The 23,324-nt window shown below is 59.7% G+C and carries 24 protein-coding genes, 1 pseudogene and 1 riboswitch; of the genes and pseudogenes, 12 read left to right on the top strand and 13 right to left on the bottom strand.

Annotated features, from left to right (window positions below):
- The first annotated feature begins 8 nt into the window (after positions 1-8).
- The 3 genes and pseudogenes from CDO73_RS01180 to CDO73_RS01170 form a co-directional block, all read left to right on the top strand.
- Positions 9-446, top strand: coding sequence for a hypothetical protein (locus CDO73_RS01180; protein ID WP_088486645.1), 438 nt, complete (start codon positions 9-11; stop codon positions 444-446).
- A 179-nt stretch (positions 447-625) separates the two neighbouring features.
- Positions 626-1,774 (top strand): NAD(P)/FAD-dependent oxidoreductase, encoded by a 1,149-nt coding sequence (locus CDO73_RS01175; RefSeq protein WP_088486644.1) that lies wholly within the window; start codon positions 626-628, stop codon positions 1,772-1,774.
- Between the two features lie 49 nt (positions 1,775-1,823).
- A pseudogene (locus tag CDO73_RS01170) lies at positions 1,824-2,117 on the top strand (Rpn family recombination-promoting nuclease/putative transposase); the annotation flags it as partial.
- Between the two features lie 56 nt (positions 2,118-2,173).
- On the opposite strand, the gene CDO73_RS01165 reads toward CDO73_RS01170, so the two are convergent.
- From CDO73_RS01165 to CDO73_RS01145, 5 genes are all read right to left on the bottom strand, one after another.
- Entirely contained in the window at positions 2,174-2,500 is a 327-nt protein-coding gene (locus tag CDO73_RS01165; protein WP_088486643.1) for a hypothetical protein, read from the bottom strand.
- A gap of 45 nt (positions 2,501-2,545) precedes the next feature.
- Positions 2,546-2,848 (bottom strand): hypothetical protein, encoded by a 303-nt coding sequence (locus CDO73_RS01160; protein WP_143536044.1) that lies wholly within the window; start codon positions 2,846-2,848, stop codon positions 2,546-2,548.
- The gene (locus CDO73_RS01155; RefSeq protein WP_088486641.1) at positions 2,841-3,500 is read right to left on the bottom strand and encodes a hypothetical protein; all 660 of its coding nucleotides are present in this window, start codon (positions 3,498-3,500) and stop codon (positions 2,841-2,843) included. Before CDO73_RS01155 ends, CDO73_RS01160 begins: the two co-directional genes overlap by 8 nt.
- 209 nt (positions 3,501-3,709) lie before the next feature.
- Positions 3,710-4,186 carry a MarR family winged helix-turn-helix transcriptional regulator gene (locus tag CDO73_RS01150; RefSeq protein WP_143536043.1) on the bottom strand — a complete coding sequence of 159 codons (477 nt, stop codon included), beginning with the start codon at positions 4,184-4,186 and terminating at the stop codon, positions 3,710-3,712.
- 157 nt (positions 4,187-4,343) lie between these two features.
- Entirely contained in the window at positions 4,344-5,279 is a 936-nt protein-coding gene (locus CDO73_RS01145) for an NADP-dependent oxidoreductase (protein ID WP_088486640.1), read from the bottom strand.
- Positions 5,280-5,589: 310 nt separating this feature from the next.
- Here CDO73_RS01145 and CDO73_RS01140 point away from each other — a divergent pair, with 310 nt between their 5' ends.
- Positions 5,590-6,645 (top strand): LacI family DNA-binding transcriptional regulator, encoded by a 1,056-nt coding sequence (locus CDO73_RS01140; RefSeq protein WP_256972503.1) that lies wholly within the window; start codon positions 5,590-5,592, stop codon positions 6,643-6,645.
- A gap of 250 nt (positions 6,646-6,895) precedes the next feature.
- Here CDO73_RS01140 and CDO73_RS01135 read toward each other — a convergent pair whose 3' ends face one another.
- The gene (locus CDO73_RS01135; RefSeq protein WP_088486639.1) at positions 6,896-7,855 is read right to left on the bottom strand and encodes a sugar kinase; all 960 of its coding nucleotides are present in this window, start codon (positions 7,853-7,855) and stop codon (positions 6,896-6,898) included.
- 184 nt (positions 7,856-8,039) lie between these two features.
- On the opposite strand from CDO73_RS01135, the gene CDO73_RS01130 reads away from it, so the two are divergent.
- Complete coding sequence (locus CDO73_RS01130; protein WP_088486638.1) at positions 8,040-8,681, top strand: bifunctional 2-keto-4-hydroxyglutarate aldolase/2-keto-3-deoxy-6-phosphogluconate aldolase; 642 nt, start codon at positions 8,040-8,042, stop codon at positions 8,679-8,681.
- Positions 8,682-9,181: 500 nt separating this feature from the next.
- Here the strand turns inward: CDO73_RS01130 and CDO73_RS01125 are convergent, their stop codons facing one another.
- The 3 genes from CDO73_RS01125 to CDO73_RS01115 are packed head-to-tail and all read right to left on the bottom strand — an operon-like array spanning position 9,182 to position 12,019.
- Positions 9,182-11,296: an McrB family protein gene (locus tag CDO73_RS01125; RefSeq protein ID WP_088486637.1), complete on the bottom strand. Its 2,115-nt coding sequence runs from the start codon at positions 11,294-11,296 to the stop codon at positions 9,182-9,184.
- Position 11,297: 1 nt separating this feature from the next.
- Positions 11,298-11,498, bottom strand: a complete 201-nt coding sequence (locus CDO73_RS01120) for a hypothetical protein (protein WP_088486636.1) — start codon at positions 11,496-11,498, stop codon at positions 11,298-11,300.
- On the bottom strand, positions 11,495-12,019 hold the full coding sequence (locus CDO73_RS01115; protein WP_088486635.1) for a hypothetical protein: 525 nt from the start codon (positions 12,017-12,019) through the stop codon (positions 11,495-11,497). Before CDO73_RS01115 ends, CDO73_RS01120 begins: the two co-directional genes overlap by 4 nt.
- A gap of 246 nt (positions 12,020-12,265) precedes the next feature.
- On the opposite strand from CDO73_RS01115, the gene CDO73_RS01110 reads away from it, so the two are divergent.
- From CDO73_RS01110 to CDO73_RS01095, 4 genes are all read left to right on the top strand, one after another.
- Complete coding sequence (locus CDO73_RS01110; protein WP_088486634.1) at positions 12,266-12,733, top strand: GNAT family N-acetyltransferase; 468 nt, start codon at positions 12,266-12,268, stop codon at positions 12,731-12,733.
- A 226-nt stretch (positions 12,734-12,959) separates the two neighbouring features.
- Positions 12,960-14,303, top strand: coding sequence for a cryptochrome/photolyase family protein (locus CDO73_RS01105; RefSeq protein ID WP_088486633.1), 1,344 nt, complete (start codon positions 12,960-12,962; stop codon positions 14,301-14,303).
- A gap of 20 nt (positions 14,304-14,323) precedes the next feature.
- Complete coding sequence (locus tag CDO73_RS01100; RefSeq protein WP_088486632.1) at positions 14,324-16,213, top strand: DUF2357 domain-containing protein; 1,890 nt, start codon at positions 14,324-14,326, stop codon at positions 16,211-16,213.
- Positions 16,214-16,254: 41 nt separating this feature from the next.
- Positions 16,255-16,884 carry a DUF1269 domain-containing protein gene (locus CDO73_RS01095; protein ID WP_179218437.1) on the top strand — a complete coding sequence of 210 codons (630 nt, stop codon included), beginning with the start codon at positions 16,255-16,257 and terminating at the stop codon, positions 16,882-16,884.
- A gap of 336 nt (positions 16,885-17,220) precedes the next feature.
- Here the strand turns inward: CDO73_RS01095 and CDO73_RS01090 are convergent, their stop codons facing one another.
- On the bottom strand, positions 17,221-17,526 hold the full coding sequence (locus tag CDO73_RS01090; protein ID WP_088486630.1) for a hypothetical protein: 306 nt from the start codon (positions 17,524-17,526) through the stop codon (positions 17,221-17,223).
- Between the two features lie 404 nt (positions 17,527-17,930).
- On the opposite strand from CDO73_RS01090, the gene CDO73_RS01085 reads away from it, so the two are divergent.
- Complete coding sequence (locus tag CDO73_RS01085) at positions 17,931-18,149, top strand: hypothetical protein (protein ID WP_143536042.1); 219 nt, start codon at positions 17,931-17,933, stop codon at positions 18,147-18,149.
- A 69-nt stretch (positions 18,150-18,218) separates the two neighbouring features.
- Positions 18,219-18,323, top strand: a riboswitch (TPP riboswitch).
- 205 nt (positions 18,324-18,528) lie between these two features.
- The gene (gene tenA / locus CDO73_RS01080; protein ID WP_088486628.1) at positions 18,529-19,194 is read left to right on the top strand and encodes a thiaminase II; all 666 of its coding nucleotides are present in this window, start codon (positions 18,529-18,531) and stop codon (positions 19,192-19,194) included.
- 201 nt (positions 19,195-19,395) lie between these two features.
- On the opposite strand, the gene CDO73_RS26620 is transcribed toward tenA, so the two are convergent.
- The 3 genes from CDO73_RS26620 to CDO73_RS01070 form a co-directional block, all read right to left on the bottom strand.
- A complete protein-coding gene (locus CDO73_RS26620; RefSeq protein WP_179218435.1) occupies positions 19,396-19,542 on the bottom strand; it encodes a hypothetical protein in 147 nt (48 codons plus the stop codon).
- 240 nt (positions 19,543-19,782) lie between these two features.
- Positions 19,783-20,895 (bottom strand): ROK family protein, encoded by a 1,113-nt coding sequence (locus CDO73_RS01075; protein ID WP_143536041.1) that lies wholly within the window; start codon positions 20,893-20,895, stop codon positions 19,783-19,785.
- Positions 20,896-20,978: 83 nt separating this feature from the next.
- A complete protein-coding gene (locus tag CDO73_RS01070; protein ID WP_088486626.1) occupies positions 20,979-21,716 on the bottom strand; it encodes an N-acetylmannosamine-6-phosphate 2-epimerase in 738 nt (245 codons plus the stop codon).
- A 230-nt stretch (positions 21,717-21,946) separates the two neighbouring features.
- Here CDO73_RS01070 and CDO73_RS01065 point away from each other — a divergent pair, with 230 nt between their 5' ends.
- Complete coding sequence (locus CDO73_RS01065) at positions 21,947-23,296, top strand: FAD-dependent oxidoreductase (RefSeq protein WP_088486625.1); 1,350 nt, start codon at positions 21,947-21,949, stop codon at positions 23,294-23,296.
- Positions 23,297-23,324: the final 28 nt, after the last annotated feature.

Genomic DNA, 23,324 nt, shown 5'->3' with positions numbered 1-23,324 from the left:
GTGATCTTATGACCAAACGCAGCAGACTGCCGATGCTCGCAGCCGTATGGATCGGGCTGTGCGTCGCTCTAAGCGCTTGCGTGCCTCCGGGCGCGGAAACGTATTACCGTTCGCAGTACGAAGGCGCGTCGGACAGTTTCGAGATCGAGCTCAAAACGATTGAATCGGCCAAGCCCGCGCCGGAAGGCTCTACGCTGCGCATCGCGGCCAAAGACGGGCAGGGCGGCCAAGAAGGCAGTCCGGCCAAGCTCTACTTCGAAGGTTCCGACCGTCCTCTGGAAGGGAAGATCGGACAGGAGAGCGAGATCGAGGTCGGCGATATTCCGAAAGAAGCGTTGAACGGTCTGGATTTCGAAGCGACGATCGAGACGGATGCGGGCCGGGAAACGGTGACGTTCAAACGCGAGCGCGAAGAACGCAAAGAATTCTATCCGGAGCGGCCTTGAGCCGATTCGAAAACAGCGAACGAAGGCGTCCGAGTCGACCGCGGTCGAGCCGGACGCCTTTTTGAGTTGCGTTTCGGTGCGGTGCGATCGAGCGTCTGCGGCGGTTAACCGGTATAATAGGGATGAAGGCTGCATGAACGGGCCGTGTTCGCATTTTATGCCAGAAAGGAATTCGATTCATGAAAAAAATCATCGTCGTCGGAGCCGGGATTCTCGGGTCTTCGGCGGCTTATCATCTGACGAAATACGCGGCGGCCGGCGAGGTCGAAGTGACGCTGGTGGACGCCCGTCATCCGGGGCGGGCCACGGACGCGGCAGCGGGGATCATCTGCCCGTGGCTGTCGCAGCGGCGCAATCAGACGTGGTACCGTTTGGCCAAAGCGGGAGCGCGTTATTATCCGCAGTTGACGGAGATGCTGCATAAGGACGGAGAAAGCGAGACCAGTTACGCCCGAGTGGGAGCGATTAACCTGCATACGGATGCCGGCAAGATCGAGCAGATGCGCGAACGCGCAGAGAAACGCAAAGCGGACGCGCCGGAGATCGGGGATATCGAAGTATTGGAGGAGGAGCAGGTCAGAGCGTTGTTCCCGCTGCTCGGCGAAGGCTATCGGGCGGTGCGCGTCAGCGGAGCGGCTCGGGTAGACGGCGCGGCGCTGCGGGACGCGATGGTCGCGGCGGCTGTGCGAAGCGGCGCGATTCTGCACGAAGGCGAAGCGGTGCTGCTGAGCGAAAACGGCCGGGTAACCGGCGTAACGGTAGACGGCGAGACGCTGCGCGGCGACGAGGTCATCCTCTGCGCGGGCGCATGGGCGGGCAAGCTGCTGGAGCCGCTGGGACTGAATTTTCGGGTCACGTATCAGAAAGGACAGATTCTGCATCTGCAATCGCCCGATCGGCCGGACAGCGGAACTTGGCCGGTCGTGATCCCGCCGACGGATCAATACCTGCTGGCCTTCGATAACGGGAAGATGGTCGCCGGCGCGACGCACGAGAACGGCGTGGAACGAAGCGATATTCGCGTCACGGCGGGCGGCGTGCATGAGGTGTTGAGCAAAGGACTGGAACTTGCACCGGGACTTGCGGATTGCGAGTTGGAAGAAGTGCGAGTCGGGTTCCGGCCTTTTACGCCGGGTTTTCTGCCGGTGATCGGGCGGGTGCCGGGCTGGAAAGGCCTGATCGCCGCCAACGGCTTAGGTGCGTCGGGTCTGACGATGGGACCGTTCCTCGGCAGCCAATTGGCAAAGCTGGCGCTGGGGCAGGAGCCGGATGTGCCTTTGGAGGATTATCATTTGAGTGACGCAATTACGAAATCTTTAATAACGTAATTGCGTAATTATATGGTATAATAATAGAAAAAAACGGGGTTGATCGACTTTGACCATGAACGAACCCGAACTGAAAAAAGCGATGACCACTTTGGAATTTCTGAGTCAGGATCGCGAAGCGAGAATGCAATACGAAGCCAGACAGAAATATCTGCATGATGAAGCTTCTCTGCTGGAGGCGGCTGAAAATGCGAAAGTTTACGGCTTCAAAACGGGAATGGAGCAAGCCAAAAAAGAAATGGCGCTGAAATTATTGGCACTCGGCATAGACACATCCGCAATCATCAAAGCAACGGGTTTATCGTCGGAGGAAATTCAGCAGTTGAACAACGAGTCGAAGTAAGAAAAAGACCGCTTTTACCTGACAGGCCGCATGGCCGCAGGTAGTTAGCGGTCTTTTTATTGCCCCGATCCCAACGGAAGGATCTCCTTCGGGGTGTAGCGATAATAAGGATGAACATAACCGGTCGAAGACGACTGAAGCTCTTGAGCGGAAAATTCGATCCCGCTATAGCCGTTTTCGCCTTGGAAATGGCGGCCGCTGTGCGAGGTCTGGCTGGAACGGAACACGTAAGGAATGCCGCGATCGGTAATGGCGCCGACCGCCGGTTCAGGTTCTGCCCGAGCCTGCCGTACCGCGTATTCCGGAGCCGAAGCCGGCTCGGCGAACAGCGCGATCGACAGCGCGGAAGCGGCGAACAGCAAGGCATGCTGTTTTTTTCTCATCGCGAAGCCTCCTTGAATATTAGATTCGATCTCCATCCTCTATAATCATACCCCGAATAACCCTACCGCCAACGGCGTCAAGATCAGCAGATGCAGCACCAGCGCGAACCAAGCCGATCCGGCGGCGACTCGGCATAACGTCGTCCGTTCGCGGGCGGTCAGCAGCATCGGCGTTCCAATGGCCGCGGCCAGAAGCGCGAGCAGAAATCCGGGCAGCCACGCGGAACCGTAGAGAAGAATGCCCGGCATAAAAAACAGATATAGCAGCGAAGCTGCCGACAACAGCAGAACGAGCACCGCTGTCAAGCGGCGTCGCAAGGTCATAGGAGGACGGGGAACGTCATTCATCGGCGGTTTCTCCTTTCAACGAATACACGCCTCCGACGTTCCGCTCGCCCGAAGCCGTCTCGACGGTCAGATAACCGCCGCGCGCCAGATCTCCTGCGACGATCACGTAGGCCCAGAGCTTGTCGTCCGGTTTCAGTCCCAGTTTCCGGCGGATATCGGGATGGTCGGCGGCATATTGATACGTATGAATCGTTTGGTTATACAAAAGGGCTGGATCGACGTTCTGCGCGGCCCAATAGTCCCGATAAGGAGCGGAAGGGGCCGTGTCGGCGGTCAGAACGTAAGAATCCGGATCTTGCACAGGCTGAATATCGGCGAATCCGTAAGCCTCCAGATAAGCCGTGTCCCGCATAAGCGACCTCTTCGGTTCCAGCGGATCGTCGGTATAGAGCATCTGCGGCGGACGGCTGTCGATCAGAACAAAATGGCCTTTGCGCTGTTCGTCCGGCTTAAACAAATACCCGCGCTGCGGTTCCTGCGACAGCTTGACGATGACCGGATAAGTCGGCAGATGGGACCAATGGGCTTCGATGCTGACGATCTCTTCGTCGGCGACGCCGCGTTCGAGCAGATAGACCCGCATATCGCGTTCGAAGCCTTTTAGTTTAAGTTGAAGCGCGATGTACGAAGCGGCGATGACCAGCAGAATCACGGCGAGCGTCAGCAGCCATTTTCGGTGTGTTTTCCAAGCAGTCGCGATCGCGAGCCCTCCTTCCTTATATGAAGAAGAACGCCGCCGATCGCGAAGCCGTTATTCTTTTTTAGAAAAAAATCGGCCTGCTTAAAACGAATAACCCGAACAGCCCGCTTCTTCGCGAAGCGGGCTGTTCGGGCGTGCAGCGGGTCGGCGGCGCAATCGCGCTACTTGAGATGGCGATCCGCGTTGGCGGCCGCCCGAAGCGCCAGACGGGTCAGCGTCGACAATTCTTCTTCGGTAAAACCTTCGGTCGTCGCCTGTTCCACGCTGCGCCAGACGTCGGTGACGCGCTGTTCCAGCGCGCGTCCGGCATCCGTCAGCGACACGAGCGTCACCCGGCCGTCTTCGGGCGAGCGAGAGCGGGTGACGAGCCCGGCTTCTTCAAGCCTTTTGACGGACTTGGCGACGGTCGAATGGTCCAGCCGCAGCGCGCGGCCGATACTGTTCTGGGATTGTCCGTCCCGGTCCCAGAGTTGGAACAGCAGAATCTCTTGTCCGGCGAACAAACCGATCTCTCGCAGCATCTGAGCGGCCAGCGCGCGATGCGAACGGCCGAGCGCGAACACGGCGAAGCTGACGGGATACCGTTCGCCGACGCTGAATTCGCCGGCGGCGGACGGATCGACAGGTTGATGGGTCATCGCATATTCCTCGTTTCTGCCGCATCGTCCGCGCCGCCGTCCGGAGAACCGGCGACGGTCGCTTGCGTGCGGCTTGGCTGTTTCTATCATACCGCCTCAACCGGAAGCGTTCCAGTTCCGATATCGGGCGCAGCCGATCGGCGGCGTAATCGCGAGGTTATTCCTGCGGAGCGAGCAGGATGCGGCCGCGGCCCCGGCGCTGCTCGCTGAAACGATGAGCTTCGCGCACCTCGCTCAGCGGATAGACGCGTCCCGTTTCGATCTTGAGCGCGCCTTCCGCGATCAGGTCGACGATCTGAAGCAGATGTTCGCGTTCGGCGAACCGGGTATTGAATTTGGCCGTCACGCCGTGAGCGGCCGCCTGCTCCGCGTCGGGATCGCCGACCAGCGAGACGAGGATTCCGCCGCGCTTGAGCACGCCCCAAGAACGCAGCTCCGTATCGCCGCCGACGGTATCGACGACCAGATCGACGCCGCTTGCGGACTGCGCGAAATCTTCGCTGCGATAATCGATGACCTTATCCGCGCCGAGCGAGCGAACGAATTCCAGATTGTCCGCCGAGGCGGTCGCGATCACGGTCGCACCGGCTCTTTTGGCGAGCTGCACGGCGACTTGGCCGACTCCGCCGGCAGCAGCGTGGATCAGGACGGTCTGTCCGGCTTGCAGGTCGCCTTCGAGGAAGAGCGCTTTCCAAGCGGAATCGGCTCCGGCTTTGATCGCGGCGGCCGTTTCCAGCGAAACGGAATCCGGCAGCTTGACCAGCGCTTCGGCCGGGACGGCCGCATACTGCGCGTAGGCTCCCCGAACATCGCCGAATACCCGATCGCCGACATGAAGATCCGCGACGCCTTCGCCGACCGATTCGACCGTGCCGGAAGCGTAGAAGCCCGGAACGTAAGGCAGAACGAGCGGGAAGACCTGCTGCAGCCAACCGCGGCGGACTTTCCAATCCAACGGAATCATCGAAGCATAACGGATACGGACGAGCACTTCGCCCGGCTGCGGCAGCGGTCGAGCCACTTCTTGCACGTTCAGAACGTCGGCGTCTCCATAACGATCGACAAGCACGGCTTGCATAGCGGAAGTATTCATGAATAAAGTCTCCTTTGGATGAACCTCGATTTTGTGAATCAATTAATGTTGCCGGCCACATAAATATAATTCAAATTTAAGTGGTTGGCAACATATTTTTTTAGAAAAATAAAAAAAGTATCAAAAAGGAGCTTGTTCGGCAGAAACGGCAGAGCGGAAAAAGCTTCTTTTTGCCGGAAGTCCGTTTCCGAAGCCGTCCGCAGCGCGTAGAAAAATCGGCGATTATAAGCTATGCTTGATTTGCAGCCGTTCCCGGCGGACTGACTGCGGTCGAGTCCATACTACGGAGAAAAGTAAAGAGCGGAGTCTGATGATGAAAAAGCTGACCATTGACGATGTCGCGCGCAGAGCGCGCGTCTCGAAAAGCACGGTATCCCAATATTTGAACCAACGTTATCAATATATGAGCGAAGCGACCCGGCAGCGGATCGCGGACGTGATCGCGGAACTGGAATATCGGCCGAACGGGCTGGCGCGCAGCCTGAAGCAGAACCGGACCCATCTGGTCGGGGTCATCGTGGCCGATATCGATTACAATCTGTCGATCCGCTGCGTTCGCGCGATCGAAAGCGAACTGCAAAGCCGCGGCATTCAGATGCTGATCTGCAACGCCGACGAAGATCCCGGCAAAGAGCAAGGACATATCGACACGCTGCTGGCCCGTCAGGTGGACGGACTGATCGTGTTCCCGACGGCGCATGAAGCTTCGATCTACAAAAAGCTGCACGAGCACCGCACGCCGTACGTGTTTATCGACCGGCTGGTAGACGGAGTGAGCACGCAGAGTCTGCTGCTGGACAACGAAGCGGCCGTCAAGACGGGCGTGGCCGAACTGGTCGCCAAAGGCCATTCTCGGATCGGCCTGATGACGCTGCCGCTGGGCGCGCAGCCGATCACGCCGCGCAAAGAGCGGCTGGCCGCTTTTCGCCGGGCGGTCGAAGAAGCCGGACTCCCGCTGCGCGAAGAATACATGGTCAGCGCGGCGGCGGAAGATCTCGCGGAGGAGCTGGCGAAGCTGCTGGCGCTGCCGGAGCCGCCGACCGCGGTAATTGCCGCTAACGATATCGTATTGGCCGAGCTGCTCAAAGCTTCGAACCGGCAGGGCATCGAGATTCCCGAGCGATTGTCGGTGATCGGGATCGACGATGCCGAATTCGCGCAGATCTATAACCCGGCCGTCACGACGCTGTCGCAGCCGGCCCGCGAGATGGGCGCGCAGGCGGCCAAGATCATCGTGGCGGGCATCGAAAACAAGGACGATCAGCCGGTGCCGATCACGTACCGCTTCGCGCCGTCGCTGCGAGCCGGAGCTTCGGTCAAAGATCTTCGGGCGGTCGAAGAGGCTGTCGACGGGCAGGCGGAGTGAGCGTTCGAATGCGAGCGACGGCGGAGAACGGAGAACTCTGAACGACAAAGAATGAGCAGGAACGGTTCGTAAGAGCGCCGAGCTTGACATGACCGCAATTGGCAAAGCGCGAATTCTGATCACAAAAGCAACATTTCGACCAACCATAGACAGCGAAAAGCCGAGCTTTCGAATTCGAAGGCTCGGCTTTTTTTACACATCCTAAATATCCTAAACATCCAACACAAAACCCAGCGTGCGGCCTAGCGAACTAGCCCGCGCTGACGGCGGACGCGAGAAACGCCTCGAGCTGTTCGCGCGTCGGCAGGCCGTCCATATCGCCCGGCGACATCACGGCCAGCGCACCGAGCGCGTTGCCGCGCATGACCGCGGAGCGAACGTCGGCTTGTTCGAGCAGCGCGCTGATCACGCCCGCCGCGAAACCGTCTCCGGCGCCGACCGTGTCGACGACTTCTTCGACCTTATAGCCCGCAGCGAAATCCGCGCCGCCGGCGTTTTTGTAGAATGCGCCTTCGGGCCCCATTTTGATGACCACCAGCGAGACGCCTTTGTCCAGATAGAAATCGGCGATCTCTTCCGGTTCTTGCAGTCCCGTAAGCAGGCGGGCTTCGCCGATGCCGGGGAAGAACCAATCGCTGCGCGCGGCCAGTTCGTTGATCGTGGCGATCATCGTCTCCTGATCCTGCCACAGCACCGGCCGCAGATTGGGGTCGAACGAGACGGTGCGTCCGAGCTGCTTCATATAGCCCATCGCATGGCGGGAGAACTCCAGCATGGACGGAGAAAGCGCTGCCGAAATTCCCGTCACGTGCAGATGGCCGGCCGAAGCGAAATAATCTGCGTCGAAATCGGCGACCGAGAGGGTAGAGGCGGCGGACTGTTTGCGGAAATATTCGACTTTCGGATCGCCGCTCGTCACTTTCGATTTCAGCAGCATGCCGGTCGGCCGTTCCTTGCTGAAGGTAACGGAGGACGTGTCGATGCCTTCCTGCTGCTGCGCCTGAAGAATGAATCGGCCGAAACTGTCTTCGCCGAGCTTGGTGACGTACCCCGTCTTGTGACCCAATCGGCAGAGCCCGGTCGCGACGTTGCTTTCGGCTCCGGCCAGCGCTTTGGAAAACGAACGGGCTTCGTGCAGTTCTCCGGCCTCTTCGGCGCGGAACATGGCCATCGGTTCGCCGAACGTGACGGCCGCCAATGAATAGGACATGCGAGTTTCCTCCTCGAGCTTCGTTTTTTTAAAAGTAGCACATAAACCGGTTTTGTACAATTACGCTTTCCGTTTATTCGATGGAAATGCCTATTGACGAAGCATCCTTTTGAATTTAGTATTCGGGGTAGAGACGGTTTTCTGAGATTTGATAAAAAAGTTTATCTAAAAGGAGAACGACGGGATGAAAAAACTGAAAGTATTGGGCAGTCTGCAAACTTGCGGAGTGGTCGCGGTGATTCGGGCCGATAACGCGGAGGATGCCCGCAAAATGTCCGCTGCCTGCATCGAAGGCGGTCTGACGAATATCGAAGTCACGTTTACGACGCCGGGCGCGGAACATGCGATCCGCGAGTTGGCTGCCGAATACGGCGATCGGGCGGTGATCGGAGCGGGAACGGTGCTGGACCCGATTACGGCCCGGATCGCGATTCTGGCGGGAGCGGAATTCGTGGTCAGCCCGTCGTTCGAAAAAGACACGGCGGAGATCTGCAACCTGTACGGAATTCCGTACATGCCGGGCGTGTTGACGCTGGGCGAGATCAAAGAAGCGCTGAAGATGGGCGTCGACGTGCTGAAGCTGTTCCCGGGCAGCGCGTTCGGAGCGGACTTCGTCAAAGCGGTCAAAGGCCCGATGCCGCATATCAGCATCATGCCGACCGGCGGCGTCGATCTCGACAATATGGAAAAATGGCTGAACGCGGGCTGTATCGCGGTAGGGATCGGCGGCAACCTGACGGCTCCGGCCAAGCAAGGGCGGTACGAACAGATCACGGAGTTGGCGGCGGCTTATGTGGCGAAGTATCGCGAGCTGCGTCCGAACTGAGCGGAAAACGAACGAAACTGAACGAAACGGCAGCGGTTTGAGCATGAGAGGGGTTTGATTATCGTCCATGCAAAGAGGCAGGAACGTGAAGGTTCGACTGTATATTTTTCCGCGGGAAAGCGCCGATAGATCTGCACTCGGAGGTTACGTTGACGATTTGGCAACGTAGAGCAACTTGCCGGTTGGGGTTTGGAAGTTACGTTGACGAAAAAGCAACGTAGATGCCGAAATCGGGGCCGATTTGGCAGATTGGCGTTTCTAGATTGCCTTTTAAGCAACGTAAAGCAGTCGGTGGGCAAAAAAGGATGCTCTACGTTGTTTTTTCGGCAACGTAGGGCATTCTTGCCGACTAGAGTTCGGCGGCTGCGTTGACCAAGAAGTCGCAAAGACGTCGAAATCGAGAAAGATCGGGCTGCCGGCATCGGGATAAGCAGTAGATATTCGTAACTCGGTACAAAAAAAGGCTTGCCTATTCCGGAGACGGAATAGGCAAGCCTTTATCAGTTCAGCCAATACGACGTAAACCCGTCTTCGTCCAGACGGCGAAGCATATACGCGAGTTTGCGCGCGCTTTGCGGATAACGCGCCGCGGCCAAGCTTTCCCGGCTGCGGCGTCCGGAATAAGCGGCTTCGGCCGAGTCTTCCAGCTCGCGCCAATCGAAAGCTTTGGCCGCTTCGCTGCCCAGACAGTGGCGCAACAGATCGAGCAGCACTTTCTTGACGGAATGGCGGCTTCCTTGGATGCGGGGCAGAATCTTCTGCATCAACTGGGCGTCGAATGCTTCCGCGCGGGTCATCAGGCCGAAACGCTGATTGTAGATCAGATAGAAGCAGATCGCGTCGCGGACGCGGAAACCGACATGGGCTTGAATCTCTTCGAGCATGGCGTTGATCGCCGTCAGTTCTTCCGCCGTTCGCTCGATCAGCTTGGCGTGATCCTGCATGGCATCGACCAGTTGAAGATAATCGCCGCCCAGAAAATGCCGATCCGCCGCCAGCGTGTCCGCTTCTTCTTCGGCTTCGGCCCGAAGCTGCGGAAGCTGCATCAGATCGATATGGTTGAATTCGATGGTGCCCGCGCGGTCGAGCACTTTTTTGCTAAACGGATACGTCGTCTCGTCCATATTCACCGTGCCGATCACGTAGACGTTGGCGGGAATCGACAGATTGCCGTATGCGGCGCGATCTTCTTCGTGTTCGAACATCGAATCCGGCAGCAGCGGCTGCGTGAGAATCTCGCCGATCGGCGCAGCGGCGATTTCCGATCTTTCCGTTGGGCTGAAACTTTTCGCTGCTCCGGCGTCCTGCGTGCCGATCGAACGCCGACGGGTCTCCATCAGGCTGAGCACGTCGCTGAAGTAATGCTCGACGCGCGCCAGATTCATCTCGTCCAGCACGATGAAATGCGGTTTGTCCGCTCGCTGCGGACGCGAAGCGGTCTGAAGCGCAAGCGCGAGCGGGCCGGGCTTGAAGCGGCCGGACAGGTCTTTGTAGCCGATCAGGTCGGCGGGATCGTTCCAATCGGGCCGCACGGGGATCAGCGTGAACTGCCCGTTATCCGGCGTCGCGCCGAGCGCTTCGGCGAACAGCCGCGCAAGCTGCGTCTTGCCCGTGCCGGAGATGCCGGCCAGAATGACGAACGGCCGGGTCTTGAGCGAGAGATAGAGATGCTCGACCATTCCGGCAGGGAACGAGAATCCGCGCTGCCGGATATAGCCCGCGACGCCGTCGATCGCGGCACGGATCTCGTCGTCTCGCAGACGCGGCGGAGGCGGACCGGCCGACGCGTCCGCGGCGTCGCCCGGCCCGCGCGGGTCTTCCGCCGCAGGCGCGACGAGATATTCGGCGCCGGTCTCCGCGATATAGAAATGCGCGGGGCGGAGTTCTTGGCCGCCGAGCGGGCGCAGTTCGAGCCGGTACGTGAACGGCGTGTCCGTCCGGTACAGGTAGAGGTATTCGGCGCGCTCTTCGCGCGGCAGATACGCGTCCGGCGTATCGAACGGGCTGCGCACCGCGCCTTTGTCCGCCGCTTCGCCGCGCGGCGGAATGCGGCGGCTGCCCGAAGCCGCTTCCCGGGCGGGAGCCGTTCGGCGCGCTTCCAGCGCGGCGGCATACACGCCGGCCGGGCCGTATTCGCGGCCCTGCACCTGCGGGCCGTCGGCGCTGCCGCCCGGCGAATCGGCGAGCCGGGCCGTCCATTCTTCCACCTCCAGATAGGTGGAAGAAAAAGCGGACAGCAGGAATTGCTTCAACTCCTTGTTGGAGTCGTAGCGGATCTCGAGCGATGATTTGCCGCTGGGCACGGCGATGCGCCAGTGTTCCAAGCGGGCTTCGTACGTGGCGTATACGCCGCCTTGTTCGTGCAGCAGGCGGATCGGCCGACTCTCGCCGATCGCGGGCAGCGAGCCGCCGCCCGCTTCCGCGAAGTCCGGATAGAAGTCGGGCGGGATCTCGAATCCGTGCCCGAACAAGAATCCGTCGACCTGCTTGCGCGCGATCAAGCCGGGGATACGGTCGTCTTTCCACCAGCTTCCGTTTTGTTTGATCATCATGTCCTCCGGTCTTCCGTTTCCGTCTGCGCCCGCGAAGATGCCGCGCGGCGTTCGTAATTCCATTTTACCCGTTCGCCCGCCGAATCAAAAGGGCAAGCGGATTGCCTGCCGTGGGAAGCGAACGGCCGATCAGGTCGCGAATGCCTAAAAAGCCGACGCTCCCCGCACGGGAGATCGGCTTTTTCTTTTGTTCATATTCATGGATCCGCTCGCCGTCATGACCGGCAAGGACCGCGAAGTTCGAAAGGCTGCCGCTTTCGATCAACCGGCGGTCAGATTTACCGTCATGATGCCCGGCATGCCGGAGCCTGAAGGAACGATCCAGATCGCGCCTTGTCCGACGGAAGCCCCGTCCTGATTGACGAACAGATCGTCGAACTTCGTTTCGGCAAGCGTTTGTTTCACGTCCTTCGTGAAGATCCGGTCGTAATTTTTCATCAACTGCGCTTTGCTCTTGATGACCATCGTGCGATCGCCGCCGTAGACGCCGAGCGGGTAATGGACGCGAGCCGCGACGCCGGCTTTGTCACCTTTGGCGACGGCGCGCTGAAGATTGGCGTAATACGCGCGGACGTTCGCCGCGCTTTTGAATCCGGCGACTTTGACCAGTCGATTTTCCACGCTCGAAGCCGCGGTCGTCGACGAAGCGGCAATCTTCGAAGCCTGATCGACAGGCGCGGGAGCCGCGGAAGCCGGAAGAGCCAGCGCCGCGGTCAACACCGCCGCGGACGCGAACAGGGTTGCTTTTTTCAGGATAAAGTTTCTCGAATGCTTCTGGTTAGTCATGTGGATAACCTCCGATATGGAATAGTCGCGTCATCCGAAGATCACGCGCTTGCAGGAGCGGCGGTTACAGTATGACTTTGGACGAATCGAGCCCCTATGAATCATCTTGAAGACGCGCAGGACGGCGATGAACGGATGAAGCGTACCCGGAAGGAAGAACGATTCCGCTATAAATATTGTTGTATGTACAACAATAACGAATTCGGATATACTGAAGGCTATGAATTTCGAAAGGATGGAATGCAAATGGAGACTACCAAACGGATCGAGACGGCGGAAGAATTGGAACAGGCTTTCGCGATTCGCCGAAACGTGTTCGTCGAAGAACAGGGCGTGCCGCTGCAAGACGAATTCGACGAGTTCGACCGACTGGACGACCGCTGCGGCCATCTTCTGATCGAACGCGGCGGCCTTCCGGTCGGAACGGGCCGCTTGCGCGCCGTCGACGGATTCGGCAAGCTGGAACGGATCTGCATTCTGGAACCGTATCGCAAGTTCGGCATCGGGCGGCAGATCGTCGCGGGTCTGGAAGCGATCGCGGCGGAGCAAGGACTGCGCAAAGTCAAACTGCACGGACAGACGCAGGCGAGAGGTTTTTACGAAAAGCTCGGCTATTCGGCCGCGTCGGACGAATTCATGGAAGACGGCATTCCGCATCTGCTGATGGTCAAGACGCTGCATGATCCCGAAGTCGCTTCGGCTGACGCGGAATAAAAGACGTCGATGTCTGGCAATACGCGAGCCTTCGCGCCGATCAAAAGGCCGGTCTTCTTCATGAAGATCGGCTATTCGCGTTTTGCACGCTTGTCGTCGTAACCTCGATCGGCTTACCGGACAGAGGCACGACTTTTCTGCGCGGCCGCGCGTTCCGTTTCGCCCCGAACTCGGTTAATATGTAGGGAAATGCCATCTACGGAATCCCGGAAGGAGAACGTCACCCTTGAAATTGTTCATTCATCGCAAAGACCTGCGCACCGAAGACCTTGCCGCCTTCGATTACCTTCGAGAGACCGGCGAGCCGGTGCTGCATCTGCTGATCCTCGATTCCTTTCTGCTCAAAAAAGGGCGCGAACAAGAGCACAGCGGCGTCAACTTCCTGCGTCACGTCTCGCGTCTTCGCAAGCTGTACGACAAAGCCGGACGCCGCCTGCATCTCGCTTACGGGGAACCGGAAGAAGTGCTGTCGCATCTGCTGAAATCGTTCGAAGGCGGCGAATCGGAGATCGACGAGGTGGTCGTGCACCGGGACTTCACGCCGTACGCGCGCGAGCGTGACCGCAAATTAAAAAAAGCGGCGCAGGATCGCGGAGCCGCGTTTACGCCGCTGCTGGATACGCTGATGGTCGATCCGGAAGCGTTCGCCGAGTTTACGGGCAAAGACGGGTACTACAAGATCTTCGCGCCTTTTCACAAAAAATGGCTGGACTATCTGGCCCAAGCGCCGAACGAGCCGTCTTCCACCTCGCTTAAAGACCTGCAAGCCGCCGAAGTCGATCCCGATTGGCCGAAACGGTTCGACCCGCCGTTCGATCTGGACGATTACGAGCCGGCGGACGAATGGGAAGACAAGCTTAAGCCTTTTCTGGAAGACGGCATCGCGGAATACGGGGATAAACGCGACTACTATCCCGAGCTGCCCGCGAGCGGCGTCAATCCGCATGTCAACGCGGGAGCGGTGTCGATCCGCGAGCTCTATGCCCGGGCGATCCGCCGCGACGGAAGCGACGAATGGGTGCGCCAACTCGCTTTCCGCGATTTCTATCTGTATCTGGCGATCTACGACGAAGACTATTTCGCTTATGAGAAAAAATACGATCTGTCCGCGCTGACCGACGAACATTACGAACGCTGGGCCAAAGGCGAAACCGGGATTCCCGTGATCGACGCGGCGATGCGCGAATTGAACGAAACAGGCTTGATGCCGAACCGGCTGCGAATCTTGTGCGCGATGTTCTTGACCAAAAATCTGCAATGCCCGTTCACGCTCGGGGAAAATTATTTCCGCCGCAAGCTGCTCGATTACGACAATGTCCAGAATCGCGGCAACTGGCTCTGGTGCGCGTCGCTCGGCGCGAATTCGGCTCCGTATTTCCGCGTCGTCAATCCGGTGACCCAATCGGAGAAATACGACCCGAACGGCGAGCATATTCGTCAGTGGCTGCCGGAGCTCAAAAACGAAGACGCCAAAACGGTTCATAAACCCCGTAAGGACGCGATCGTCGACCTGAAAGCTTCGCGGGCGGCAGCGATCGAGACGTACAAGTCGATCGTGAACGGAAACTGATACGGATACGGAGGACTTCCATGATGCCATCCCTGCCGCCGACGCTGCCCGATTCCGGCACCGAACTGCTGCGGATCGACAGCCGACTGTTCGAATTCCATATCGCCGGAGAGCCGATCCACGAGACGGCCGAGCGGCTTGCGCTGCATCGCGATTCGTCTGGCGGGCAGCGGATCGAAGCCCGATTCGACGTCCGCGGCCGCCCGGGACGAACGGAAGACCTTCGCGTGCGGCTGTTCTCGCCGCAGACCGGTCAAGCGGAAGAGTGGCAGCCGGGCATGCCGGCTTATCCTTGCTTCTACGAGACCAAGTCGTACGAGCTGACGCTGATCAAGGCCGACCCGGCTCTCGATCTGACGTTCCATCACGAGAACGTCAATCTGCGGCGGCGGATCAGGCCGCGGGGAAGCCGCGTGCTGTCCGGCACGCTGGACTTCGGCAGCGAGATCGGCGAGACGGAGCTTCAGATTCGGCTCGGCGGACAGACGGTGCTGTCCGTCGTGATCGAGATCTTCCCGGCGAAGCTCGATTATCGGCGCGACTATGCGCGCCTGATGGAAGAAGTGGACGAGGAGGCTTACGACCTCTCGTTCGATTTCCTGCGCCGGACGTATCGGACGGCGGAGAGCGCGGAGACGCCGCGGCAGAGCTTGGCGGAGTTCAACGCCGTCTTGCGGGAAGTGTTCGGGCGCATGGAGAGCGCCATGCTGCGGATCGGGGCGCATCCGCATCATCGGCTGGAGAGCGAGCGGCATCTGGTCGAGAGCGGCCGCGCCAAACGGACGGACAGGTCGACGCTGGACGATCTGCGCCGGCATCCGCAGCGTTTGCAGACGGATGCGCAAGGCGGCTTGGAGATCGCCGGCAAGCGGTATGCGCCTTCCCGGCTGCTGGAGCCGCGCCGGAAGATTTCGACCGATACGGACGAAAACCGGTTCCTGCGCTGGATGCTGGAGCGCACGGCGGCGCGGATCGACGATCTGCGCCGCGAGCTGCGGGACAGCCGCGCCGGGCGCGACCCGCTGCCGGAACAGGAACTTGCCTTGATCCGGCGGAGGATCGGCGCCATGTTGAATCTGGACTTCCTGCAAAGCGTCGGGCCGATGCGGCGAATTAACGTCAGCCTGGTGCTTCAGATGGCGCCGGGTTACCGGGAGATGTATAAGCTGCATCTGCTTCTGCTGCGGGGACTGTCGATCCGCGAAGGATTGATGCGGTTGTCGCTCAAAGACATGGCGCAGCTCTACGAATATTGGTGTTTCCTCAAGCTGCATCGCCTGCTGCTGCGCCGCTGCCGGATGATCCGCCGCGGCGGTCTCGGCATCGACCGAAGCGGGCTGTTTCCTTCCTTGATCCGCGGCGGCGCTTCGCGTATCGAATACGAACACCTTGAGAGCGGCGCCCGGCTCTCGCTGCTCTATAACCCGTCGATGCTCGGACGCAGCCGGCCGACGACGGAGCAGAAGCCGGATCTGCTGCTGACGCTGCGTCGGCCGGAGCCGGAACGCGGCAGCGGCGGACCCGGCGGGTACGGCGAGCGGCGGTTCGTGCTCGACGCCAAATATCGGCTGGACCCGGCCGTTCCGGGCAGCCGCTACGATTCACTGTACGGCGCGCCGGGCCCGCTGGAAGAAGATATCAACGTCATGCACCGTTACCGCGATGCCATCGTCCGGCGCAGCCGGCCGGACGGCGGCTACGAACGCAGCATCTCTTCCGCCTGCGTCTTGTTCCCTTACGCGAACGAAACGGAATATGCGGAGCATCATTTCTGCCGTAGTCTCGAGAAGGTAGGCGTCGGCGCGCTGCCGTTCCTGCCGGGAGCGACTCGATTGGCGGAGAAATGGCTCGACGCGCTGCTGATGCCGGACGAGGACGGCGAGGGTAATAAGGAAGGGGGCAGCCGTTGATCCGGCCGCCGATCTTGAGAAGAAGAGAGGAAGTGTTTTCTTTGGAAAATGTCATCGTCGTCTTTTTCAATGAAGAGAGTAAAGCCTACCAAGCCTTGTCCGAACTCAAAAGCCGTTCCGTCGCGCCGGATTATACGGTGAGCGAAGCGGCCGTGGTGAAAAAAGAACACGGACGCATCGTGTTCAAAGACGGCTACAACTTCGATACCGGGTTCGGCGGCCGATTGCTGGCGGGCAGCTTGATCGGTTCGTTCGTCGGCATTCTCGGCGGCCCGTTCGGCGTGCTGCTGGGCGGAAGTATCGGTTCGCTGATCGGCGCTTCGCTTGCCGGCAGCAAAGCCGAAGAGAAAGCCGGCATCCTCGAACTGACGGCCGATTCGCTGGCCGAAGGCGAGAGCGGACTGGTCGCGTTGGCCCAAGAAGAACGGATCGATTCGCTGAACGCTTATTTCCGTTCGCTCGATTCCCGCCTGGTGCTGCGCCGCGACGTGGAAGACGTCGAAGACGAGCTGGTGCAGGCGCGCGAAGCGGAAGAAGAGATGGCGAAAGAAGCGCGCCAGAAGCTGCGGGACAAACGGCAGAACGAGCTGCGCGATCGGGCGGAGAATTTCCGCGACCGGATTCGCGAAGAGTTCGAGCAGTTCCGCGAACGGTTCAAAGGCGATCGGTGAACCCGAAGCGCCAAGCCTGACGAACCACTGGCGCTGCCGGACATCCCGCTCGCAGAAACTTGATTTCCGAGCAGCCCGACAATCGAAAAAACGGACAGTCGAAAGCCGATGCAGCCGCAGGATATCCCGCGACCGCATCGGCTTTTCGGCCGATCGCCCGATGCTTCGGCACCCGAGCGCGCGCCGCGGCACGCGGAATTCCGAAAAAGCGAAAAGCCCCGAATCCGGACGTCCGGCATTCGAGGCTTGGCGAAATTGGCGTCATCGTCGGGAAAAGGGCCGTGCGCGCTTCGCAAAACCGGCGTCGAAACAAAGCGAAGGGCGGGCCGGTGCCGGTCAACCTACGGCCGGAAACGGGTTGTGCTTCAGACAGACGAGCGTCACATAACCTTCGTGCACGGATACGACCGCTCGCGTGGTGCGCACGCCGTAAAGAATATACGAACAGCCGTTGTTGCGGCGGCCTTCGTACTTGTCGATTCGACGGGGCGAGCGGAGGAACTCACTCAGCATCTCTTCGTCGAAATGAGCGCGTTCCATGTCCCGTTCCGCACGTTCGGTAAGCAGCAGCCGGTCTTGCTCCAGCGCCTCTCTCAAATGTGCCGTAATCACTTCCGAGTCCACTTCGGGGGATTTGATCATCAGTAAGCCTCCTCCTGCTTTTCTGCTTTTTCGCTGTTGTGCTTTAATGAGTGAATGAATGTGGCTTAGACTCTATTTTGCACAAAAATGTTTGTTTCGTAAAGAAGTTTAATAAACCGGTTGTCAAATCTTCGGCTTGCCTATATGAATAATAGTTCCACATTTAACCATAAAGCTAGGAGGAAAGTCATAGAATTTTGATTTTGAAAGCGCTTCAAAAAAGACGCGAAAAGCTTCTCCGTCGAGAGTAATAAGGACGATCGACCCTTTCTTCGGAAATTAACAATATTTTTACTTCTTGCCCAAACGATTGTGCTATCCTCTGTGGCAGGGAGGTGTTCAAGCTGAGCGGCATCGTTTTTCTGTCAGTCTCGACGTTTATCATCTTGATGGGCGCTTCATACTTGATCTACAAAAAATATCCTTATCGGCAGCAATTGACGTATATCCCGTCGGGAACGGCGTTACTGGCGAGTTTTCTGATGATCTTCGCGAGCTTCGATCTGTCCCGCTTCAGCGGGCTGAATATGAGCGTCATGAGCGTGGCGGTAGGCACGGCGAGCCTCGCGGCTTTTATGTGTTCTCCGCTGATCGACTACTTTCTTCGCTATCGGCAGCATTGACAGAAGCATGGGGCAGAGGATACAGTAGACGAAGCAATTTTACCCGCTTGCCGGGCACAATATCATCGCGTTTTCCACTAGGGGGGCCGCTCGGCGGCTGAGACAAGAACGATTCTTGGACCCTTCGAACCTGATCCGGCTCGTACCGGCGTAGGGAAGTGGAGCCGGTCCTTCTCGTCATTTTTCGCATCGCGCATCGTCCGCGAGTCCCGCTTCCTGCGCTTCTGCCCGTTATTGGGCTTGCCGGGAAAACGGCCGCCGATCTTGAGCGCCGCGTCTTGAGAAAACCGCTCCATTGCCGGAGCGGTTTTTTGTCGTTCGCCTCGATGCGGATACAGGCAGCGCGGCGGGAATTCCATTATCGGAGGTTATTTGATCCATGTCATTTACCGAACAATTGCGCAAGGAAGCAGACCCGATCTACGAAGCAATCTTCCGGCATCCGTTCGTGCGCGGCATCGCGGACGGCAGCTTGGCGAAGGAACAATTGATCCATTACATCAAGCAGGATTTCGAGTATCTGAACACGTACATGCGCATCTACGGAATCGCGATCTCCCGGTGCGAGACGCGCGAGCAGATCGCTTTGTTCAACGAGCAGATCTCGTTCATTCTCCATAGCGAGATCCATCCGCATCGGAATTTCTGCGAACGCGCGGGCGTCGCGTACGAAGAACTGCAAGGCTACCCGCTCGCGCCGTCCGCGCATCATTACACCCGGCATATGCTGAACGCGGCTCACGAAGGTTCGCTCGAAGACATTCTGGCCGCGCTGCTGCCTTGCCCGTGGACGTACGCGGAGATCGGACGGCGGCTGCTCGAAGAAGTGCGGCCGACGCCGGATCACCCTTTTTACGAATGGATGCATTTCTACGGCAGCCGGGAAAGCGGAGTGACGGACAAGATGCGAAGTCTGCTCGACGAATGGGCGGAAGGACTGAGCGAGGCGCGCCGGCGCAAGCTCAAAGAGCTGTTCGACGCCAGCTGCAAGCTGGAGTACATGTTCTGGGACATGGCGTATAAACTGGAGGAATGGCCGGTCTAACAAAAAGGCGCCCCTGAGGGCGCGACAAGTTCCCCGTAAAGCCGAGCAGGCGGGGCGTTATGGGTATGTCTGCTGCGTATCGTTTCTCGGACCGAACGCGCGGCCCTTCCGGAACGGATTATGTATGCGGGGAACAAACTGCGATCGTAGCGCGGCTGCGGTTCCGGCTTGCCGAACGAACCGGTCGTTCGTTGTGCGGGATCAATCGCGGAACGTCAAGATCGACGACGGCGACGCGGGCGCGTTGACGGCCATCGAAGCGGTCTCGTGGCTCCAAGTCCAGGCGCTTGTAATCAAAAGCCCGGCGGCCAAAAGAACCAGCCATCTGTTTTTGTTGCGGTTCGGCATGGGGACCTCCTTTTCGTTCGGAATAGTGTCGTGCATATTAGTTTAATTTTTTTCTATTTTAAAACAGGTTGGCGGTTAAAGCTATGATTTCCTTCTCTTTTTTGCCGAAAAGCGGCGAAGTTTGTCTTTTTCGCTCGTGACGGCGCATCAATAAAGCCTATTTTCTGCTATCGGAACTTCCGCAGAAAATAGGCTTTTTTCATGGATATTCGCGTTTGCGCCGGGCGGGGCGCGCCGGAATCAGACACGCCGCAGCAGCGCGCAGGCCGCGCCGACCACGCCCGCTTGTTCGCCGAGCGAAGCGGCGTGCAGCCGTATGCCCGCTCCCCGGTACACGGGCATGATTCGCCGCTCCGTATGTTCGGCGATCCGGCTCAGCAGGAACTCGCCTTGAGCGGCGATCGCTCCGCCGATCACGAAATCGCCGGCATTGAGCGTATGCACCAGATTGACCAGACCGACCGCGACGCGCGAAGCGTATTCGTCGACGATCTTCAGCGCGGCCGGATGTCCGGCCCTCGCGGCGGCGAACAGCCGGCGGGGATCGTAAGCGTCCGAAACGTCGGCGATCCCGCCGAGGCTTCCCGGCGTATCGGTCGGGCGTGCATCGATCGGAAGCGGGCTGCCGGAGCCGGAATCGACGTCTTCAGCCCGCGCGCCGTCGCTTACGGCTTCCGGCGCGTCTGCTCCGCCGGAGCGCGCTGCGTCTGCCGGGAATCCTCCCGGCATCCGTTCGGCGATCAGCCGCTTCAACGCGTTGACCGACGCGTAGCTCTCCCAACAGCCGGACAAGCCGCAGCCGCAAGGAATCCCGCCGTCTTGCATCACGATCTGATGCCCGAAGCCCCCGGCGTGGCCGTCCCGCCCGCCGAAGACCGCGCCGCCTTGAATCAGGCAGCCGCCGATGCCGGTGCCGAGCGCCACGCAGACGAAATTTTGCAGGCCCAGCGAAGCGGGCGCGCCGAGCCAAGCTTCTCCCAGCGCCATCGCGTGCACGTCGTTCAGCGCGGCGGCCGGAAGCCCGGAAGCGGCTTCCAGTTCCCGCCGCAGTTCCGTGCCGGTCCAACCCGGCAGATTCTCCGTCGCGTAAGCGACGCGCCCTTCGGCGTCGACGAATCCGGCCGTGCCGATCCCGACGCCGATCAGGCGCAAACCGTGACCGGCGGCTTCGGTTTCCGCCGCGGCGCAGGCCTGCCGCAGCGTCGCAAGCAGATGCTCGCGCCCTTCGGCGCTGCCGGTCGGCACGGAGCGGAAAGCATGAACGCGTCCGCTTCGCTCCACCAGCCCCATCTTGATCCGCGTTCCTCCCAGATCGAACCCGAGGACGACTTCCTGCGCGGTACCTTTTCCCATGAACGTTCCTCCTTTGCGCGATTTCGCCGCCAAGCCGGCTTCAAGCCGCCCGTCCGCCGCTTCGAAGCCAGCGGCCCGGCGAATCAATCTTGCCGGGCGTGCGCTCCGAGCGCGTCCGCGAACCGCCGCGTCAAGGTATGCGGGCGCGTAATTGCCGTGCCGACCACCACCGCATGCGCGCCGCGCCCGAGCGCCGCCGCGGCCAGTTCCGGCGTATCGTAACGGCCTTCCGCGATCACGGGGATTCCGCAGGTTGCAGCCAACCGTTCGACCAATTCCAGATCCGGTCCGGCGTCCTGCCGGCTGTAAGGCGTATAGCCCGAGAGCGTGGTGGACAGCAGGTCGAAGCCCAGCGCTTCGGCCGCGATTCCTTCTTCGAACGTCGACACGTCGGCCATCAGCAGCGTTCGCGTTCCTGCGTTCGTGTCGGGTTCGGCCCGCGCGCGCAGTTCTTGCAGCGTTCGTATCTCTTCCAGCATCGCCGCCGGCGTTCTCCCGCCGGGGCGGAGCCGCGAAGTCGCGTCCAACGCGACGATCTCCGCGCCCGCCGAGATCAGCGCGAAGGCGTCGGACGCTTCCGGCGTGATATAGACTTCGGAATCGGGCGCGTTCTTTTTCCAGATGCCGATCACCGGAAGTCCGCAGACCTCGCGGATCGCGGCGACGTCCTGCGGCGAATTCGCCCGGATCGCGATCGCTCCGCCGTCCGCGGCGGCTTGCGCCATCGAGGCCATATGATGGCTTCCGTACAAGGCTTCGCCCGGATAAGCTTGGCACGAGACGATCAGGCCGCCCCGCATGTTCTCCAGCAGTTGATGCATAGCGTTTTCCTCCTCGGATTGCTTTTTCGCGGCGCTTCGGTTTCGTGTTCAGTATAATTTTCACCGATCTAACATGTAAAGAAAAATATTTTCTAAAAAACCGGACAAAAAGAAAAAAATAAACAAAAAGCGTTTACAAGCCGCAAACGCTCTGCTAATTTAGAGGCATGGATGTTCCGAATCCTGAAGCAGGCAAGGCGAATGCGACTTACCGAAGGAGGGAAACGCGAATGAAATCGTACGACGTAATCGTGATGGGCGGAGGCGTGTCGGGCGCGATGGCGGCCTGCGCGGCGGCAAGAAGCGGGGCGAAGACGCTGATCGTGGAATCGCAAGGGTATCTGGGCGGCACGCTGACCGCGAACGGAGTAGGCCCGATGATGACGTTTCACGCGGGGGACAAGCAGGCGGTGCAAGGAGTGACGGACGAGTTGATCGAACGGCTCAAAGCCGTAGGCAAATCGCCGGGGCATATTTTCGATACGGTGGGTTACACGTATTCCGTGACGCCGTTCGACGCCGAAGCGATGAAGGTGGAACTGGAGTCGATGGTGCTGGAGAGCGGCGGGGAGATTCTGTACCATACGATGCTGGCGGAATCGAACGTCGAGAACGGCAGGGTCACTTCGGTGACGGTCTGCAACAAATCGGGCATCGGGCGGCTCGAAGCGAAAGTGTTTATCGACGCGACCGGAGACGGCGATCTGTCGGTGCGTTCGGGCGCGGAATTCACGAAGGGGCGCGAATCGGACGGGGCGGCGCAGCCGATGACGCTCAAGATGAAGATGATCGGCGTCGATATCGGCAAAGTCAAAGCTTACATTCATGCGCATCCCGAAGATTTTCCCGCGTACAAAGGCGACACGTCGATCATCGAACGCGCGCCGCGACTGTCGACCGCCGGCTTCGTCGGACCGTTCAAAGCGGCCAAAGCGCGGGGAGAACTGCATATTCCGCGCGAAGACGTGCTCTTTTTCGAGACGAACACGCCGGGCGAAGTCATCTTCAACACGACGCGAATCTTGGGCCACGACGGAACCGACGCTTGGAGCTTGAGCAAGGCGGAGACGGAAGGCCGCAAACAGTGCCGGGAGCTGGAGCTGTTCGTCAAAAAATATATTCCGGGCTTCGAAAACGCGGTAGTGACGTCGACCGGTCCTTCGATCGGGGTTCGCGGGTCGCGGCAGATCAAAGGGCTGTACACGCTGGACGCCGACGACATCCTGAACCAGACGAAATTCGAAGACACGATCGCGCATTCCGGTTATCCGATCGATATCCACAGTCCGGACGGCGAAGGCACGAACAGCCGCAAGCTGGAATGGGGCGGCATGTACAGCATTCCTTACCGCTCGCTCGTGACGGAGAAGCTGTCCAATCTGATCGTGATCGGGCGCTGCTTGTCCGCCACGTTCGAAGCGCAGGCGGCCGTGCGCACCACGCCGACGACCGGCGCGATCGGCCATGCCGGCGGCGTGGCGGCCGCGCAGGCGGCGCTCGGCGACGGCGATGTGCGAAGCGTGGACGTCAAGCGCGTGCAGCAGCAGCTCAAAGAGCAGGGCGCTTATCTGGAAGTATAGAACGAAGCGGCGCGGCGGCCGCTCGCCG

The organism is Saccharibacillus sp. O23, assembly GCF_002205895.1.
In the GTDB taxonomy this organism is placed as follows: domain Bacteria; phylum Bacillota; class Bacilli; order Paenibacillales; family Paenibacillaceae; genus Saccharibacillus.
This window is presented reverse-complemented; position numbering and strand designations above follow the sequence as displayed.

Bases quoted from the DNA above. Each gene is read 5' to 3' on its own strand.
- CDO73_RS01180 (WP_088486645.1), top strand. From the start codon at position 9: ATGACCAAACGCAGCAGACTGCCGATGCTCGCAGCCGTATGGATCGGG.
- CDO73_RS01175 (WP_088486644.1), top strand. From the start codon at position 626: ATGAAAAAAATCATCGTCGTCGGAGCCGGGATTCTCGGGTCTTCGGCG.
- CDO73_RS01165 (WP_088486643.1), bottom strand. From the start codon at position 2,500: ATGAGAAAAAAACAGCATGCCTTGCTGTTCGCCGCTTCCGCGCTGTCG.
- CDO73_RS01160 (WP_143536044.1), bottom strand. From the start codon at position 2,848: ATGAATGACGTTCCCCGTCCTCCTATGACCTTGCGACGCCGCTTGACA.
- CDO73_RS01150 (WP_143536043.1), bottom strand. From the start codon at position 4,186: ATGACCCATCAACCTGTCGATCCGTCCGCCGCCGGCGAATTCAGCGTC.
- CDO73_RS01145 (WP_088486640.1), bottom strand. From the start codon at position 5,279: ATGAATACTTCCGCTATGCAAGCCGTGCTTGTCGATCGTTATGGAGAC.
- CDO73_RS01140 (WP_256972503.1), top strand. From the start codon at position 5,590: ATGATGAAAAAGCTGACCATTGACGATGTCGCGCGCAGAGCGCGCGTC.
- CDO73_RS01135 (WP_088486639.1), bottom strand. From the start codon at position 7,855: ATGTCCTATTCATTGGCGGCCGTCACGTTCGGCGAACCGATGGCCATG.
- CDO73_RS01130 (WP_088486638.1), top strand. From the start codon at position 8,040: ATGAAAAAACTGAAAGTATTGGGCAGTCTGCAAACTTGCGGAGTGGTC.
- CDO73_RS01125 (WP_088486637.1), bottom strand. From the start codon at position 11,296: ATGGAATTACGAACGCCGCGCGGCATCTTCGCGGGCGCAGACGGAAAC.
- CDO73_RS01115 (WP_088486635.1), bottom strand. From the start codon at position 12,019: ATGACTAACCAGAAGCATTCGAGAAACTTTATCCTGAAAAAAGCAACC.
- CDO73_RS01110 (WP_088486634.1), top strand. From the start codon at position 12,266: ATGGAGACTACCAAACGGATCGAGACGGCGGAAGAATTGGAACAGGCT.
- CDO73_RS01100 (WP_088486632.1), top strand. From the start codon at position 14,324: ATGATGCCATCCCTGCCGCCGACGCTGCCCGATTCCGGCACCGAACTG.
- CDO73_RS01090 (WP_088486630.1), bottom strand. From the start codon at position 17,526: ATGATCAAATCCCCCGAAGTGGACTCGGAAGTGATTACGGCACATTTG.
- tenA (WP_088486628.1), top strand. From the start codon at position 18,529: ATGTCATTTACCGAACAATTGCGCAAGGAAGCAGACCCGATCTACGAA.
- CDO73_RS26620 (WP_179218435.1), bottom strand. From the start codon at position 19,542: ATGCCGAACCGCAACAAAAACAGATGGCTGGTTCTTTTGGCCGCCGGG.
- CDO73_RS01075 (WP_143536041.1), bottom strand. From the start codon at position 20,895: ATGGGAAAAGGTACCGCGCAGGAAGTCGTCCTCGGGTTCGATCTGGGA.
- CDO73_RS01070 (WP_088486626.1), bottom strand. From the start codon at position 21,716: ATGCATCAACTGCTGGAGAACATGCGGGGCGGCCTGATCGTCTCGTGC.
- CDO73_RS01065 (WP_088486625.1), top strand. From the start codon at position 21,947: ATGAAATCGTACGACGTAATCGTGATGGGCGGAGGCGTGTCGGGCGCG.